Origin of the sequence: Granulicella arctica (assembly GCF_025685605.1) — a bacterium.
GTDB lineage: Bacteria > Acidobacteriota > Terriglobia > Terriglobales > Acidobacteriaceae > Edaphobacter > Edaphobacter arcticus.
This window is the reverse complement of sequence record NZ_JAGTUT010000001.1, coordinates 3,231,486-3,247,539: the sequence shown is the minus strand read 5'-3', so window position 1 is coordinate 3,247,539 and position 16,054 is coordinate 3,231,486. Positions and strand designations below refer to the sequence as shown.

The 16,054-nt window shown below is 58.9% G+C and carries 13 protein-coding genes and 1 tRNA gene; 4 read left to right on the top strand and 10 right to left on the bottom strand.

Annotated elements, in window-relative coordinates; all coding sequences use genetic code 11:
* Window positions 1-119 precede the first annotated feature (119 nt).
* Window positions 120-1,439: an alpha/beta fold hydrolase gene (locus tag OHL20_RS13860; protein WP_263383767.1), complete on the bottom strand. Its 1,320-nt coding sequence runs from the start codon at window positions 1,437-1,439 to the stop codon at window positions 120-122.
* 513 nt (window positions 1,440-1,952) lie between these two features.
* On the opposite strand from OHL20_RS13860, the gene OHL20_RS13855 reads away from it, so the two are divergent.
* Entirely contained in the window at window positions 1,953-2,357 is a 405-nt protein-coding gene (locus OHL20_RS13855) for a DUF1801 domain-containing protein (protein ID WP_263383766.1), read from the top strand.
* A gap of 338 nt (window positions 2,358-2,695) precedes the next feature.
* Here the strand turns inward: OHL20_RS13855 and OHL20_RS13850 are convergent, their stop codons facing one another.
* From OHL20_RS13850 to OHL20_RS13840, 3 genes are all read right to left on the bottom strand, one after another.
* Entirely contained in the window at window positions 2,696-4,048 is a 1,353-nt protein-coding gene (locus OHL20_RS13850; RefSeq protein ID WP_263383765.1) for an energy transducer TonB, read from the bottom strand.
* Window positions 4,049-4,202: 154 nt separating this feature from the next.
* Complete coding sequence (locus tag OHL20_RS13845) at window positions 4,203-6,608, bottom strand: penicillin-binding protein 1A (protein ID WP_263383764.1); 2,406 nt, start codon at window positions 6,606-6,608, stop codon at window positions 4,203-4,205.
* 132 nt (window positions 6,609-6,740) lie between these two features.
* Entirely contained in the window at window positions 6,741-7,985 is a 1,245-nt protein-coding gene (locus OHL20_RS13840) for a S41 family peptidase (protein WP_263383763.1), read from the bottom strand.
* Between the two features lie 211 nt (window positions 7,986-8,196).
* Here OHL20_RS13840 and OHL20_RS13835 point away from each other — a divergent pair, with 211 nt between their 5' ends.
* Window positions 8,197-9,441 (top strand): acyltransferase family protein, encoded by a 1,245-nt coding sequence (locus OHL20_RS13835; protein ID WP_263383762.1) that lies wholly within the window; start codon window positions 8,197-8,199, stop codon window positions 9,439-9,441.
* 68 nt (window positions 9,442-9,509) lie between these two features.
* Window positions 9,510-9,833, top strand: a complete 324-nt coding sequence (locus OHL20_RS13830; protein ID WP_263383761.1) for a hypothetical protein — start codon at window positions 9,510-9,512, stop codon at window positions 9,831-9,833.
* Window positions 9,834-9,863: 30 nt separating this feature from the next.
* On the opposite strand, the gene OHL20_RS13825 is transcribed toward OHL20_RS13830, so the two are convergent.
* Window positions 9,864-9,940: transfer RNA gene (locus tag OHL20_RS13825), tRNA-Met, on the bottom strand.
* 105 nt (window positions 9,941-10,045) lie between these two features.
* Here OHL20_RS13825 and kdsB point away from each other — a divergent pair.
* Window positions 10,046-10,804, top strand: coding sequence for a 3-deoxy-manno-octulosonate cytidylyltransferase (kdsB, locus tag OHL20_RS13820; protein WP_263383760.1), 759 nt, complete (start codon window positions 10,046-10,048; stop codon window positions 10,802-10,804).
* A gap of 435 nt (window positions 10,805-11,239) precedes the next feature.
* Here the strand turns inward: kdsB and OHL20_RS13815 are convergent, their stop codons facing one another.
* The 5 genes from OHL20_RS13815 to OHL20_RS13795 form a co-directional block, all read right to left on the bottom strand.
* Window positions 11,240-11,908, bottom strand: a complete 669-nt coding sequence (locus OHL20_RS13815; RefSeq protein ID WP_263383759.1) for an HAD-IA family hydrolase — start codon at window positions 11,906-11,908, stop codon at window positions 11,240-11,242.
* Window positions 11,905-13,338, bottom strand: coding sequence for a phosphoglucomutase/phosphomannomutase family protein (locus tag OHL20_RS13810; RefSeq protein ID WP_263383758.1), 1,434 nt, complete (start codon window positions 13,336-13,338; stop codon window positions 11,905-11,907). The genes OHL20_RS13815 and OHL20_RS13810 overlap by 4 nt, the downstream gene beginning before the upstream one ends.
* Window positions 13,339-13,358: 20 nt before the next feature.
* On the bottom strand, window positions 13,359-14,489 hold the full coding sequence (locus OHL20_RS13805) for a mannose-1-phosphate guanylyltransferase (protein ID WP_263383757.1): 1,131 nt from the start codon (window positions 14,487-14,489) through the stop codon (window positions 13,359-13,361).
* A gap of 68 nt (window positions 14,490-14,557) precedes the next feature.
* Complete coding sequence (locus OHL20_RS13800; RefSeq protein ID WP_263383756.1) at window positions 14,558-15,751, bottom strand: pyridoxal phosphate-dependent aminotransferase; 1,194 nt, start codon at window positions 15,749-15,751, stop codon at window positions 14,558-14,560.
* A gap of 46 nt (window positions 15,752-15,797) precedes the next feature.
* Window positions 15,798-15,956: a hypothetical protein gene (locus OHL20_RS13795; protein WP_263385072.1), complete on the bottom strand. Its 159-nt coding sequence runs from the start codon at window positions 15,954-15,956 to the stop codon at window positions 15,798-15,800.
* Window positions 15,957-16,054: the final 98 nt, after the last annotated feature.

Genomic DNA, 16,054 nt, shown 5'->3' with positions numbered 1-16,054 from the left:
GGCGTATTCGGAAACTTCAAAAACTAAGTTGCCGAAACCACCGACTTTGCGGGATTCAGGGACATCTCTCACCAGAAGAGCGTTTCTCGGTAGCAATATGTGGATTTGGAGTTATCGGTTCACGGCAGCTTGTCGAGAAAGTCGTTCATGTCACGTAGTACCTCTGCTTCGTTGGTGCGAAAGATATAGTGATTTGCGTTTGGTAGCCGGACTACCTTTGCCGATGGGACGTCTTTCTCGAATGCATTCGCCATGTCGGTGCTTCGCTTGAGTTCAAAAGCGATGGCCGCAGCGTGATGGGCGGGATCGGCAGGGAGTGTTTCATCGTGCGGCACCGCGAAGAAAGCGAGGATCGGCACTGGAATCTTCATATATTTCTGTTCGCCGTTGAATGTGGCGGAAAAGGCACTGGGAGGCGGGGGCGGTAAAGAAGAGTCTTGAGGTTGCGGAGGGATGTCCTGCTTCATTTGCAACTCGGCCCTCAAATCTTTCTCTAGTTGAGGAAGTGACGCAAGCAACTTCTCGACGGACTCCTTTGGAGCGGTGGGGTCATATGGCAGGATGCTCTCGATCTTATCTTGGGCATCGAGCAGATCAAGCTGCGTATCGCCAAGCGCAGCATCGTAGTGCATATAGTAGCCACTGGATTCCATGTAGATAAGGCCCCGAACTCTAGCGGGATAACGACTCCCAAGAGAACTGAGGATTTCACCGCCAATAGAGTGGCTGATGAGAACAGGTTTGTTGATGTTCAGAGTAGACATAACGGTGAGAACGTCATCACCGAGGCGATCCGCAGCATAGTTCTCGCGGTTGGGGGTAGGGTAGCTCGACTCGCCGAAACCGCGAGGCGTGATGCCGTAGACATGGTACCTGCCGACAAACTTTGGTGCGAAGCTCTCGAAGGCATGCGCCGTGTCGCCCATCGCGGGTACAAAAATGAGAGGCAGACCGGTGCCACCCCAGTCAAGCACTTCTAGCTTTACACCGGATTGGACCGTGACGAACTCCACATGGTGCGAGACAGGATCGGACGGAATGGACCACGCGGTCTTGCTGGTGGCTTTCTGGAAAGTGAATGGAGTGCGTCCCCTCTGAATCCATATACCGGTAATGGTGTCATGGTCCGGATTCAGGGTGCCTTCATATGTGAGTCCAACCATACCGACGAAAAATTTTACGGCGGAGTTCTGCACGCTGAACGAATCTGCCCAGTCGCCCGTAGGTCCTTGATCGATGCTGTAGATTCTTGCTCTCAGATCTCCATGGTCATCGCGCATCACCTGGAGAATCATCCGTTGCGGTCTTCCCTGTGGTGGCGTAATGGTTCCCTGCCAGTTGCCGGTGATGTCCTGTGCTTGGTGGCGGCATCCGGTGATGGAGATCGCGATTCCAAGTGCGCAACTGACCAGCAGAATCAGCTTCGATAGCAGTTTCATGAGAGACCTTGTGTTGGTAGCTATAGCGTGGGACGGTTTACCAGACGGTTAATGTAGAAAACTACATAGGGTTCGTCAAGCGCACATGTAGCTCGCCATACATGTGAAAGCCTCCTCTATGAGCTGGATCTTTGATCCTGACAAGTCGGCTTGTCACCAGTAATCCCCCTCATTCCTGGAAAACGGTTCTCGGAAATTACGGGTCTCGTACTTTCCCAAGGGCCAATTTTGTGCAAATCGTTCGGACGCCGCCACATCATCTATGACCGGATCGAGCGGTCTGCTCTTCCTCATCCTGAGCAAGAAGGGTCATCTTGGTATGCGCCAGGTGAGGACCTGGTTTCGTGCGTTGCGTGCAGCCCAGACATCAACAAGCCGTGATTGCCGAAACCCCGACTTTCGAAGAGGAACGACGAACGTAAGAGGCGAATCCCTGAAATCTTGTCAAGAGCGGAACGTTTGAGTAGAACTATCGATGTCTTCCGGCAGAGATCGCGAAGGCACAGTGCGACGATGATGGAGAGAAAACTCTTCCGCTTAGACGGTACGCTCGAACACGACCCCGCCATCGATGCATGGATGAACACGCATGGGGGCGTACTGGGTGATACTGCGCGTGAGTGGTTTCAGTTGATGCGTCAGTGCGGAGACGAAGTCCGGGAGCTTTTGCATGATGGTTGTCCGGTTGCGTGTCTCAACGACGCGCCCTTTGCTTCCATGAATGTATTTACTTCCCACGTCAACGTAGGTTTTTTTCAGGGATCAGCGCTGCCGGATCCAGCATGTCTGTTGCAGGGAAATGGCAAGTTCATGCGGCATGTGAAGCTGAGACCTGGGACGACCTTCGACGCCGCACCGCTGAGGAGACTCGTGGTGGCCGCTTTTCTGGACATGAAAGCGCGGATAGAAAACGGCTGACCGGTACAAGTCCGAGGAGTCCGAGGCCGATGCCTCCACGCGAAGACGCTCAGCCAACATAGCCCACATTGTTTTCAAGTAGAAAACGGTGTTTTGGGAAACAACCTCTTCAAGCAGCCGAAAGCGAAACGCCGAAGCCAGTTGCGGGATAGCAAGCTTCGTCTGCCCATCTCCCGACTCGGGGGAGATGTCGAAAGAGATCCCGCATTCGCCCTAGCACTTGCCGCTGACTTCCTGTTTGCCATCCAGCCGCGTTTACTTGCGCCTACTGGCCTCTTCCCAAAAAAATACTTACTCTCGAATAAACATCAGGAAATATGCACCAGGCTTAAGTCGCCTCAGGGCAGTTCAAAATCCAGAATCGCCGTGGTAGCAACCTCAACCGGCTTACCGCCTTGCATGTAGGGTCGAAAACGCCAGCGCTGAACGGCCTCGAGCGAAACGTCTCGTAGCAACTCCGGACCGCTCACCACGCGTGCGTCAATCACATTGCCGTCACGATCGACAACCGCTCGCACCCTGACCTCGCCTTGCACCAGTGCCTGGGACGCCGCGGCAGGGTAAGCTGGCGCCGGGCTCGAAATCAGGTTCGACGCCATCATGCCGAGTGAAGCTGGATGCACAACCCCCGGAGCCGCCGCGTTGAGACGTTCAGCCGACAAGCGCGGAGGAGGTGGATTCAGCATGATTGACTTCGGTAAACGGCGGCGAACACTCGGCGCACTGGAAGTCGCAGTGTTCACGGGTGGTGTACTCGTCGCAGCACTCTCAGGCCCCGCGTTCAACGGCCTGGTGACAGGAGCACTCCCAGCAATAACATCAGGTTTAGCAGGCGAAGCTGAATTCGCAGGCGGAAAGCTCCGGCCCGCATCCAGCGGTCGCTGAGAGCCGACAGTCGACGCGTCTTCCGCCGTGCGGGGTTTACCTGGAAGAGCGCCAGAACGTCCAGCAGTCGGCGCGGGCCTCCGGATCACAGGCGCCCGGGATCTCTGAACACGTCTCACCGGCTCCGTCGTCCGCTCGTTACTATCATGTACAGGCAAATTCGGAGAGGGTACGATCTGCAGCACTGCCGTAGTCTGAGGTGCAGCATGGCCCTTGTGATAGAGCATCCATCCCGACCCCAAGGCAACTGCCAACGCCATTGCGCCCGCAATCCAGACCGCCGCTCCCCGCCCCCGCGAAGGTTCCAGATCCTCTAACCGGTAGAAGGGCACGGATGAGACTGGACGGACTGGCACATCGTGGCTCCCAGGAACCGGCATCGCGGCGCGCTCGCCAGGAAGAGCTTCGGCCGCAACGACAACGGGAATCACATTCTGAGACCGCACGAACACCGGCCCCACGGCACCGGTGGGTCGGCGAATCTGCGTAAGGAACCGGAGAATTTCCCTGACCGACTCTTCCTGTTCGTCGCTGGCATGGAATGGCCCAGCCCCTGCGGCGGCGACGACGAGAATGCCAAGCAGGTCCATGTAATCGACCGCCTCATCCTCGCGCCGGATCACCACCTGGACGAGCGACGTGACATCCCGTTGGAAGGACGGGTCGATCGCCAATCGACCGGAAAAGTGGGTCAGCGCCGCCAATGAGCCGGCAGGTATGCCGCGATCGAGCAAAAACTCCCGTATCCTCGCTACATCCTCTGTAAAGAGACCTGAGACCCCACCAAGCTTCGACAACAAAAACATAAGGATCCAATTCTCGCTTCGTGGATCATCCCAAGGAGCAGTCAAATCGCGCTGATCGCATCTGGCTTAGATAGATTCTACCGAGACACGCGAACCCATACTTCATAGCAACCCGAAACTGGGACTCAAGTTGTTCTTGAGATCGCACGAAACCCTAAGGCTGCGGCACCACAGGAGCCGCACCAGCACCACCCGGCACCTTCGGCGCATCCTCATCCGGATCAGCATCCTCATCCACCTTCGGCACCGCCTTCACCCGAGGCGTCACAGTCACATCCATAGCCCGCTTCGCCGACGTCGCAAACTGCTCCTTAGGCTTATCCGCCACTGCGGCCCGCATGAAGTCGATCCACATCGGCAGCGCTGCTTTCGCGCCCGTCTCCTTCTTACCCAGGCTCTCCCGCGTATCGAAGCCAATCCACGTCCCGCACGTCACCGACGGCGAGAATCCAACGAACCACGCATCGGTATAGTTGTTCGTCGTTCCGGTCTTGCCCCCAAGCGGATGCCCCAGCGACGAGGCCGCCGAGCCCGTTCCATACTGCACCACGGACTTCAGCAGCACCATCATCGTCCGCGCCACCTCCACCGAGATCACCTCCGTCACCTCAGGAACCTTCTCGTTCAGCGGCAAGCCGTCCGCCTGCGTCAGCTTCCGGATCAGGTGTGGCTGAATCCGCACACCGTCATTCGGAAACACCTCGTAAGCCCCCACCTGCTCCGCCAGCGTCAGGTCCGCCGCGCCAATCGCCACCGGGAGAAAATTAGGCAGGTTGCTCGTAATCCCGAAGGCCCGCGCCACCTCGATCACCTTCGGCATCCCTACATCCCGCGCCAGTTTCAGCGCTGGAATATTCCGTGACGTCGCAAACGCCTGCGTGATCGTCATCGCCCCACCAAAATCCGTCTCGTAGTTATGTGGCGAGTACCATCCCCCCGGAGTAGCAAAGCTAGTCGGCACATCCGTGATAATGTCGCTCGGCTTCACCCCGTTCTCGATCGCCGCCGTATACACATACGGCTTGAACGACGAGCCGACCTGCCGCTGCGACTGCGTAGCCCGGTTGAACTGGCTCAACGCATAGTCGCGCCCGCCCACCATCACCAGCACCTCGCCGTTCGAGTTATCAACGGCCATCAGCGAAGCCTGGGCCCCCGAATCCTGCTCCAGCCGCGCGTGGAAGGCCACCGGCTCCGGCACTCCCTCTGCCACCTTCGTCACCAGCCGCTCGCCCAGCTTCACATACACGACATCGCCCACATGCAGCAGCTTGTCCCCGCTCCAGATCTGCGTCCACGCCCAGTCCGCCGGCTCCATCACTGCCGCCTGCGCCTGCGCACCCACCTTCACCACCACCTGCCGAGCCGTCGCCACCATCACCACACCATGCACATAGCTGCCCGGTTCCACCGTCTGCGACCAGTCCGGATGCACATACGCTCCCAGGTCCTCTGCAGCCACGCGCTTCAGAGTTCCCTTCCATCCTCGCCGCCGCTCATACGTCGCCACCCCGTCGAGCACCGCCTTGTTCGCCACCTTCTGCAGCTCGATATCGAGAGTCGTATACACCCGCAGCCCAGCCCCGTGAACCTCCTCGGCCCCGTACTCCTTCTCCAGCTGCCGCCGAATCTCCTCCACAAAGTACGGCGCCACGCTATTCCCTGGAACCGCCACATTCAGCCCCAGCGGAGCCGCCTCCGCATCCGTAGCCTGCCGCTCCGTGATCTTCCCGTCATGCAGCATCGCGTTGATCACAAGGTTGCGCCGCTCCATCGCCCGCACCGGATGCCGGATCGGCGAATACAGCACCGGCCCCTTCGGCAGCGCAGCCAGCAACGCAGCCTCCGAAAGCGTCAGCTCCCGCACATGCTTCGAAAAGTAGAACTCCGCCCCAGCCTCAAACCCATACGTCCCATGCCCCAGGTAGATCTGGTTTGCGTAAAGCGAGAAGATCTGAGGCTTCGTAAACCGCCGCTCGATCTGCATCGACAGCAGCACCTCCTGAAACTTCCGCCCGTACGTCTTCTCCGACGAAAGAAACAGGTTCCGCGCCAACTGCATCGTCAGCGTCGACGCTCCCTGCGCCCGCCCCGGCGAATGCAGATCCCGCCACGCCGCACCCACCGCGCGAAACAGGTTCACCCCCCAATTGCTCTCAAAGCTCTTGTCTTCGATCGAAATAATCGCCTGCCGCAGCACCGGAGGAAACTCCTCATACGGCACCACCACACGCCGCTCCAGCGCAAACGAGCCGAACACCTTCCCATGGATGTCGTACAGCTCCGTCGTCGTATTCGGGCGATACCGCACAAGATCTTCCATCTGCGGCAGGTCGACGGAGTACACAAGCATCAATCCGCTCGTAATCCCGAACATCGCAGACAAACCCATCAACGCATAAAACGTAGTCTTGACGGCTACGCGTCGCGAAGGAAACTCAGGCCCCCGCAGATCGAACCGGTCCACCACCGGCCGAAAGAACCGCACCACTCGCCCACGCAGCCCCGCACCAGCCCCAACCTCAGGCTCTCGAGTCTCGCGGCTGAAGGTCCCTGGCATCGCTCTTCATTCTAGCCGACGCCCACCAGACACGACCGCGGATTTCGCCGATCACCACGGATAAGGCAAATCGCCATACTCTATCCGTACCAATCCGAGAAATCCGCGTTCGCAGTTTCTGCCCGATGAACCCTAAGCCGCCTTACCCTTCAACAGATCCAGCGCCTTCGACAACTGCTCATCCACCTGCACCGCAGCCTTCTTCACCGTAGGCGTAGTCGGCGTCGTCTCAACCGACGCAGCATCGTCATCCCCGCCACCCTCATCCGGAATATTCCCCGCGACCAGCACCCCCGGCGTTACACCCTCATCCTGAATCTTCTTCCCCGAGGGCGACTGGTACTTCGCAATCGACAGGATCAGCGCCGCCCCGTCCGGCAGCTCAAACGTCTTCTGCTGCGCACCCTCGCCAAACGTCCGCTCGCCGATCAACTCCGCCCGCTTGTCATCCAGCAGCGCCCCGGCCACCAGCTCCGCCGGTCCCGACGTCCCCCGATTCACAATCACTACCAGCGGGGCCGTCGCATTGATCGACTTCGCCGCATCCGCCTCAAACGTCTGCTTGGGGAACTTCTGCCCCTCGAGCGTAGCAATCGTCCCCGTCTTCAAAAAGAAATTAGCCAGCCGCGTCGCCTCAGCCATATCGCCCGCAGCCACATCCCGCAGATCGAGTAGCACCTTCTTCGAGCCCGACTTCGGCATATTCTTCAGCTTTGCTTCCATCTGCGAGACATGCTCATGGTCCAGCACCCCTGGCTTCAGATACAGAATCGAAGAATTCTCATACAGCGTCTCCTGCACTGGCGGCAGCGCCACATCGCCCCGCGTCATCGTCACCTTCTCCGGAACAGCACGCCGAGGTCGTACCACCGCAACCGAAAGCTCCGAACCCGGCTGTCCGGCCAGCATCCGCTGAATCGTCGCCAGCGAAAGCTCCCGCGTATCCTGCGTCCCGATCGCCTCGATGATGTCGCCATCATTCAGATTCGCCTTCTCCGCCGGGCTTCCCGGTACGACCGAAACCACCGTCGCATACCCGTATCGCTTCGAGATATTGATCCCGACCTGCGCCTTGCCGCCCTTGTCCGCCTTGTAGGTCTTGTACTCATCCGCCGTCAGGTAGCTGGAGTCCGCGTCGAGCGACTCAAGCAGCCCCCGCAGCGCCCCATTCGTCACCGCCGGAATATTTGGCTCAACCACATAGTCCGTCTGGATATGCCGCAGCACCTCGCTGTATACATTGATCTGCTTGTACGCACCGTCCTGCTGATCGTCCGCCGTCGCCGCACGTACCCCACTCGCATTCACGCCGAGGAACACCACCAGCACCAGCACAACCGACACAACCAGCAGCATGATCTTCGAACTCTTGGGCACAGGCGACTCCTCAAAGGACAATCGTTAGACGAACTACTTCAGAAAGCGTGCACCAAACCAGCCGCCAAAACCGGCAGCAGGCGAAAACTAATCCTGTTCAGAATCATAAACCCGGACTCGAACCTTTGCAGAGCAGGTTCAGCCAGAGATAAACCAGCTGACGTAAGTCTCTTGAGTTACTCTCGTACCAAAATAGTTACACTAGTCTCAGATGCTCTCTCCATCCTCACAGCCCCGGCTTCAGGACCCAGGTCCCTACGCAGGCCACATCGCTTCCCTTGATGGCCTCCGAGGCGTTGCCGTTCTGGCCGTCATGGGCTCGCATCTCTTCCCGGGCGGCGGTCCCACGGTCAGCCCAGTCATTCGTGCCACCCAGCTTGTTCTTGGAACCGGTGCCATCGGCGTCGATCTCTTCTTCGCCCTCTCCGGCTTCCTCATCACCGGCATCCTGAAGGATTCACTGCACGATTCGCAATACTTCCGGCGCTTCTATGCCCGCCGCTGCCTCCGCATCTTTCCGCTCTATTACGGTGCCCTCATCGTTCTGCTGCTGCTTACGCCTGTCCTCGCGCTGCAATGGCACGGTATGCAGTGGTCCCTCCTCTTCTATCTGCAGAACACCGGCTACCCCATGCCCTTGTCGCAGTTCTTCCCCGGCCATCAGGTCAATCTCTCCCACTTCTGGTCGCTCGCCGTCGAGGAGCAGTTCTACATCGCCTGGCCTTTCATCGTCTTCTACGTCCGCAAGACTCGCCATCTTCTCTGGCTTTGCGTGATCCTGAGCCTCCTCGCCGTCGCCGCCCGCTTCGGCCTTGCCTTCACACACGCCGACTATCAGGTCATCAACACCTCGACCATCGCCCGCATGGACTCGCTCCTCATCGGCGCCGCGCTCGCACTCATCCTCCGCACCCGGCACCATGACACCGTCCTTCGCCGCGCCAGCGCAGTCTTCGCCTTCTCCGCTCCGGCTGCCCTCGCCGTCATCGTCCTCCAGCAGATCGCCACGCACCATCCAGAATGGCCCGCATCCGTTGCGGAATCGCTGCTCAGCGTCCGATACTCCCTCCTTGCCATTGCCTCGACTGCCCTCATCGCCTGGTGCCTGCGTCCGGACACGACCCTCCGCCGGACCTTCGAACTCGCTCCCCTCAGATTCCTGGGGAAATACAGCTATGGTCTCTACGTGCTGCACGCCCTCTTCCTGGGTTTGATCCTTGGTCTGGTCCGTTCCTGGATTGGGCTGATCACGCCCAACAAGCTCGTCGCAGTGGCAGGCTCAGGGGTCGCACTCTTCCTCCTCGCCATCGCTGCAGCCTATCTCAGCTTCAACTTCTACGAAAAGCCCATCCTGAAGCTCAAAAAATACTTCCAGTACGACCGCCTGCCAGCCGGAAAGACCGAGGCGCGCATCGCCATCCCACCATTGCCCGAAGAAGCTCTGCGACCCGTCTAGCCTTATAGCGACTTCGGTAAGAACCCAGCAGTCGAGAATCTACCCAGTCAGGAACGACTGAACCCATCATGGATCAGGCATCTCTTAAGCACGCAGCCCTAACGCTCGACCTGATCCTTCAGCGCTACGCCGAAGAAGATCCCGGCGGCACCATCCTGCACAGCGCGCTCAGCGATCTTCTGCAGGCAGCAATCCTTGGCCAACTTCAACACCCACTCGCCTGGAACGATATCCCGGGCGATTACCTCGTCAACGAGACAAGTATGCGCCAATACCCCGATCTGGAGAGCGCCTACGCCAACTTCAAGATCGAGGCCACCGGCGGCGAGACACCCGCGCTCAAAGCCATGCGCGCCCGAACCAACGCCAGCAAAACAGACGTGCCGTCCTGAACAAGCTCGCTGCAAATGTACTGAAATGTGTGGTGGCGGTGCGCAGAATCGAACTGCGGACCTACGGGTTATGAGTCCGTCGCTCTAACCATCTGAGCTACACCGCCGTGGTGTTTGTTGCTGCATCGGGCCGGTGTAAACATCACCTGACTACCGCGCCGCAGCCATTTCAATCATACTGGATTTCGGCCCTATCGAGAAACTGACACCCCATGAAACCTATCGTTCTCGGCGTCATCCCCGCCCGCCTCGCCTCAACCCGCCTCCCCCGCAAAGTCCTCCGCGAGATCGCCGGTCGCCCCATGCTCGCCTGGGTCGTCGAAGCCGCCCGAGCCTGCGCCCAGCTTGACGCCGTCATCGTCGCCACCGACTCCGACGAAGTAGCCACCCTCTGCCACGCCCACAACTGGCCCGTCCAGATGACCTCGCCCGACCTCCCAAGCGGCTCCGACCGCGTCCACGCCGTCGCCCAGCTCCATCCAGCCGACATCTACATCAACATCCAGGGCGACGAACCCCTCCTCCGCCCCGAACACCTCACCGCCCTGCTAAGCCCCTTCGCCAACCCGCACGTCGACGTCACCACCCTCACAGTCCGCTGCACCCCCACCAACATCGCCAACCCCAACGCCGTAAAAGTAGTCACCGCCGCCGACGGCCGCGCCCTCTACTTCTCCCGGGCCACCATCCCTTACGATCGCGACGCCACCGGCACCGCCATCTACTGGAAGCACATCGGCCTCTACGGGTACCGCGCCGAAGCCCTCAACCGCTTCCCCACCCTCCCCCACCGCACCCTTGAGAAAACCGAACGCCTCGAACAACTCCGCTTCCTCGAAAACGGCCTGAGCCTCTACGTCGAACCCACCGACTACGACACCATCGGCGTAGACACCGAAGAAGACCTCCACCAGGTAGAAGCCCTCCTCCTCGCCCGCCACACCGGACAACCCAACAAACTGTCATTCTGAGCGAAGTCGAAGGATCTGCGGTTCGCACTGGTCCTCGCTCTTCTTTTGTCATTCCAGAAGGGAACCCGCGTCCGCAGTCCCTCCAAAATAAAGTCATGGAACTTGACAAATGCGGCGCCTCAGTCCCCCCAACGCTGGGAAACGAGTCCCCAATACCCAGACTTCGCCCAAACCAGGTCCAGACCTAAGTCCATTCGTTTGAAGACTTTGGACTTCAGAGAAAAATATCCTGAGAAAGAATTCGGCAGCGCAGGCGGCGATTCTGTCACTCCCAAAGCAATGGTCTCGCCGCCTCGAAAACTAATCGCACAGTTTGACAAATGCAGGTCCGCAATAACCCCACATCAGGAGAATCACTCCCTCAGACCCTAATTTCTCATAGAGCAGGTCCAGACCTAAGTCCAACCGTTTGAACACTTTGGACTTCGGAAAAAATTATGCCTCAACGGCGCTGAACCGCAACTCAAGCCCACCCTCAACAGCCGTCACCACCAGATGTTCCAGCGAACCCACCACCCAATCCGCCTCATGCAGATCGCCAAACGCATGCGTCCCAAGCACCCCTAAAACCCGGCACCCCGCCGCCTTACCGGCCCCAACACCCGAAGGAGCATCCTCAACCACGACGCAATCCTCCGGCGCAAAGCCAAGCAAGCCAGCTCCCCGGATGTAAGGCTCCGGATGCGGCTTCCCCTTCTCCACCATATCGCCGGCAATCAGGCGCTCAGGAACCGGTAAGTCCGCTACTTCCAATCGCCCAAGCATCAACCGCCGCGTCGCCGAGGTCACAATCGCCCACCGCTCCACCGGCAACGAAGTCAGCAGCTCCCGAACACCTGGCAGCACCTTCAGATCCGCCGTATCGAGAATCTCCATATCCTCGATCACCTTCAGACCCTCAGCCTGATCGATATCGGGCCGCAGCGACTTGATCACGTCGATTGCCCGAACGCCATGCGGAATCACGAAGTTCTCCGCATCCGGAATGTCGTACATCGCCGCCCATCGCTTCCAGCACCGGTTTACCGACCCAATCGAGCTGATCAGCACGCCATCCATATCGAACAGCAAACCCTTCGTCCGAATCACTAACTCACTGCTCAAACAGTCCCACCTTCCAAGACAAACTTCTGTGCAACCGCCAGAATTCTCTCCACTGACTCCACCGAACAGCTCTCGCAATACACCCGCAACAAAGGCTCCGTCCCCGAAGCCCGCAGCAGCAGCCACGTCTCCGCTGCGTTCGCCTTGCCTGCGCAAGCCTCGTTCTCCAGAAAGAACTTGATCCCGTCCATCGTCTCGACGCGCAGCACTTTCATTCCTGCGAAGTCTGTCATTCCACCCTGCGCCCGTGCGATCGCCGACAGCTTCAACGCCTCGTCAATATGCATATCGATGCGCCCATATTGATGCTCGCCATACTCTTCCTGCAACGCCGCAACCAGTTCGCCGAGCGTCTTCTTCTCATCTGCCATCACCTGCGCGAGCAGCAGCGAGTTCAGCATGCCGTCGCGCTCCGGCAGGTGCCTGCTGATCCCGACCCCGCCCGACTCCTCACCGCCGATCAGGATGTTCTCCGTCAGCATCAGGTCGCAGACGTACTTGAAGCCGATCCCATGCTCATGCAGCTTGCGGCCATACTTCGCGGAGATGCGGTCCAACATCTTCGTCGTGTTGAACGCACGCGTCACATCGCCCGGCCATCCTTTGCGTTTCAACAGCCATTGCAGAATGATCGCGAAGATCTTATGCGCGTCCACAACATTCCCATGCTCATCAACCGCGCCGATCCGATCCGCATCGCCGTCTGTAACCAGACCGGCATCGCACTTGTCCGCAACCACCCGAACCTGCGTCTCCTTGATATGCGGCAGAATTGGCTCAGGATTGATCCCCGGAAACGAGGGGTTGATCTCCGCCCGCATCTCCACAAACGGAATGCCTGCTCGCGTAAAGATCCCGGCAATCACGCCGCGCCCCGCACCATACATGCAGTCAATCAGAAACCTGTACCCCGAAGCCTTGATCGCTTCCAGGTCCACGAACCGCGTGATCGCCGCAACGTAATCCGTGTTGAAGTCGACCTCGGTGATCGCGCCAGCAACTCCGGCAACCGGCAACTCCTTACCTAAGTAGGACTCGATCTGCCCAATGATCGCCGGGCGTCCCGAGCCGCCATAGCTCGCCTTATACTTCACGCCATTCCACTCCGCCGGGTTGTGGCTCGACGTAATCATCACGCCGCCAGCCGCCTTCAACTCCCGCACCGCGAAACTCAACGCCGGTGTCGGCGTAATCGCATCCGCCAGCATCACCGGAATTCCCGCCTTCGAGAGCACCTCGGCGACGACGCCAGCAAAGCTCCGCGACCCGAACCGCGTATCGTAGCCAATGCACACGCCGCGCGAGGCGTCCTCAGCCTCGATCACATAATGCGCAATCGCAGAAGCCGCCACCCGCACATTCGCGTAGGTAAAGTCATCGGCAATAATCCCGCGCCAACCATCCGTCCCGAACTTGACCGCAGTTGCCATCAGCCTCGTAGCCTCCTCATCTAGATCAGGTCTTCCCGACCCAATCCTTCATGCACCTGCCGAACTACCTTGCTTACATCCTGAGACCGCTCCCGCGTCGTGATCAGCAGCGCATCCTCCGTCTCGACCACAACCAACCCGTCGACTCCAAGGAGCGCCACCATCTTCCCCGGCGCATACACATAATTCCCCTTGGATTGAATCGCTACGATGCCATCCGTTGGCCCATCGACGACGTTGGCATCCTCATGATCACCAAGATGCTCATGCAGCGATGCCCACGACCCAAGATCATTCCACCCAAAGTCCGCTGGCAGGCAATAAATCTCCGACCGTCGCTCGCCCTTGGCCGACCGCGGTTCAAGCACCGCATAGTCAATTGAAATGCTCTCGCACTGGGGATACTCCTCCGCGAACACCCGGTCAAAGTCAGCCGTTCCATGCGCCGCCGCAATCTTCTCGAGAATCGGAGCCATATCCGGCATGTGCTCCCGAATCGCATCTGCCAGCGTCCGCGCACTCCACAGGAAGATTCCACCGTTCCAGGCAAAGTTCCCGGCGTTAACAAACCGCTCCGCAGTATGCCGATCCGGCTTCTCCCGGAATCGCTTCACGCGGAACGCCGAGATTCCTTCTTCTCCTTCGAGCACTACGCCTTGGCCCTGCTCGATATAGCCGTAGCCTGTCTCCGGTCGTGTCGGCGGGATTCCCAACACCACGATCTTCGCTCCGCTCGCTGCCACGCGAATGCCCGCCTCAATCACCTTCGCGAATCGCCCGATGTTCGCAACCACATGGTCCGAGGGAAAGATTCCGATCACAGTGTCCGGCTCGCTCTTCTCAAGAAGGAACGCCGTCAGTGCACACGCCGGAGCCGTATTCCTTGCAATGGGCTCGCAAAGAATGTGATCCGCTCGCACAGTAGGCATCTGCTCCGAAATCGTGTCCGCAAGCCAGCGATTGGTCACGATCCAGACATCAGCCGCCTCGGACACCGGCAACAGTCGCGCCAGCGTCTGCTGAATCATCGTGTCCTCGCCGTCGAGCGCCAACACCTGCTTTGCGCGAGCCCGACGACTCCGTGGCCAGAACCGCGTCCCACTTCCACCTGCCAGAATTACCGGTGCAAATCGAATCCCATCCAAGCCCATAAAGCTCCATCCTTAAAGGAAGAGGGCGCCACTGTCGAGCGCCCTCCGCTTTCTTCAAATCCCTGCAACTATGCTAGTGCCGCAAAGAACGTCCGCATGCGCTTTACGCCTTCATCCACAACATCATGCGAAACCGCATACGAAAGCCGGATATGCTCAGCAGTACCAAATGCTTCGCCCGGAACGACAACCACATGCGCCTCGCTGAGTAATCTCGCTGCAATATCGGCAGCCGAGCGAATGCCGCCCTTGCCGAAAAACGAGCTCACATTTGGATATACGTAGAAAGCGCCTTGCGGGATGGTACAAGTTAATCCCGGAATCGTCTTAAAGCCTGTAAGTGTCTGGTCGCGCAGCTTGATGTAGTCTGCCCGCATCTCGGACACGCACTCCTGCGACGCCGTCAGCGCCGCAATGGACGCACGCTGCACCATGCTCGCCGTATTGCTTGTGCTCTGTGACTGCAGCTTGCTCATGGCCGAGATAATCGCCTTCGGCCCCAGTGTAAAGCCCGCACGCCATCCAGTCATTGCATACGTCTTAGAAAGCGAGCCCAGGATGATGATGTGCTCCTTGCAATCCGTAAACGAACCGCCGCTCACAATCTCACCGGTAAACGTCAGGTACACATAGCACTCATCCAACATCACGTAGATGCCGCGCGCATGGGCCAGCCGCACAATCGCCTCCACATCCTCAGGAGCCATGACCGCACCGGACGGATTCGATGGCGAGCAAAGAATGATCGCCTTCGTTCGATCCGTAATCGCGCGCTCAATCATTGCAGCCGTCACGCGGAAGTTCTCATCCTCGCTGGTCTCGACATACTTCACCACGCCACCCGCGTACTGAATGATGTCCTTGTAGGAGACCCAGTACGGCACCGGCAGAATCACCTCGTCGCCATGATCCACCAGCACCTGGATCGCGTTGAAAAGCGCCAACTTACCGCCCGTCGTAAACACGCACTCGTCCGGCGTGTAGTTCGAGGCGAAGTCGCACGCATGACGATCTACGATCGCCTTCCGCACCTCGGGGATGCCGGCCACGTTGGTATACCGCGTAAAGTTCTTCTCGATCGCGTCAATGGCTGCGTCCTTAATGTGGCGAGGCGTCGCGAAGTGCGGCTCGCCCGCGCCAAAGTCCGCCAGGTTTACACCCTCTGCCTTCAGCTTCAACGCTGCAGCCGTGATCGCCATCGTTGCTGAAACTTCAATGCGGCCAATGCGGTCCGCAAACACCTTTGTCGCTGTTGTACTCATGCCCCTAGTCTTTCAGATTTGCCCCTCAAGATAAAGCGATGCCTCATCAAAGCGCCGAAATAGGGATATCCCCAACTCGAATCGGCAGCTTTCGCACCCGTACCCCCGTCGCGTGAAACACCGCATTCGCGATCGCCGCATCGACCCCGGTTACCCCAAGCTCACCCACACCCTTGATCCCCAGCGGATTGACGAGATGATCCACTTCTGCGCTGCTTCGAGGAACGACAACATTGCGCCATTCCTCGTCGCACCCAAGGCCATCAATCAGACAAAGGAGTATAACCAGACCACGGCGATACG

Coding starts and splice junctions, on each gene's coding strand:
- OHL20_RS13860 (WP_263383767.1), bottom strand. CDS start 1,439: ATGAAACTGCTATCGAAGCTGATTCTGCTGGTCAGTTGCGCACTTGGA.
- OHL20_RS13855 (WP_263383766.1), top strand. CDS start 1,953: ATGATGGAGAGAAAACTCTTCCGCTTAGACGGTACGCTCGAACACGAC.
- OHL20_RS13850 (WP_263383765.1), bottom strand. CDS start 4,048: ATGTTTTTGTTGTCGAAGCTTGGTGGGGTCTCAGGTCTCTTTACAGAG.
- OHL20_RS13845 (WP_263383764.1), bottom strand. CDS start 6,608: ATGCCAGGGACCTTCAGCCGCGAGACTCGAGAGCCTGAGGTTGGGGCT.
- OHL20_RS13835 (WP_263383762.1), top strand. CDS start 8,197: ATGCTCTCTCCATCCTCACAGCCCCGGCTTCAGGACCCAGGTCCCTAC.
- OHL20_RS13830 (WP_263383761.1), top strand. CDS start 9,510: ATGGATCAGGCATCTCTTAAGCACGCAGCCCTAACGCTCGACCTGATC.
- kdsB (WP_263383760.1), top strand. CDS start 10,046: ATGAAACCTATCGTTCTCGGCGTCATCCCCGCCCGCCTCGCCTCAACC.
- OHL20_RS13810 (WP_263383758.1), bottom strand. CDS start 13,338: ATGGCAACTGCGGTCAAGTTCGGGACGGATGGTTGGCGCGGGATTATT.
- OHL20_RS13805 (WP_263383757.1), bottom strand. CDS start 14,489: ATGGGCTTGGATGGGATTCGATTTGCACCGGTAATTCTGGCAGGTGGA.
- OHL20_RS13800 (WP_263383756.1), bottom strand. CDS start 15,751: ATGAGTACAACAGCGACAAAGGTGTTTGCGGACCGCATTGGCCGCATT.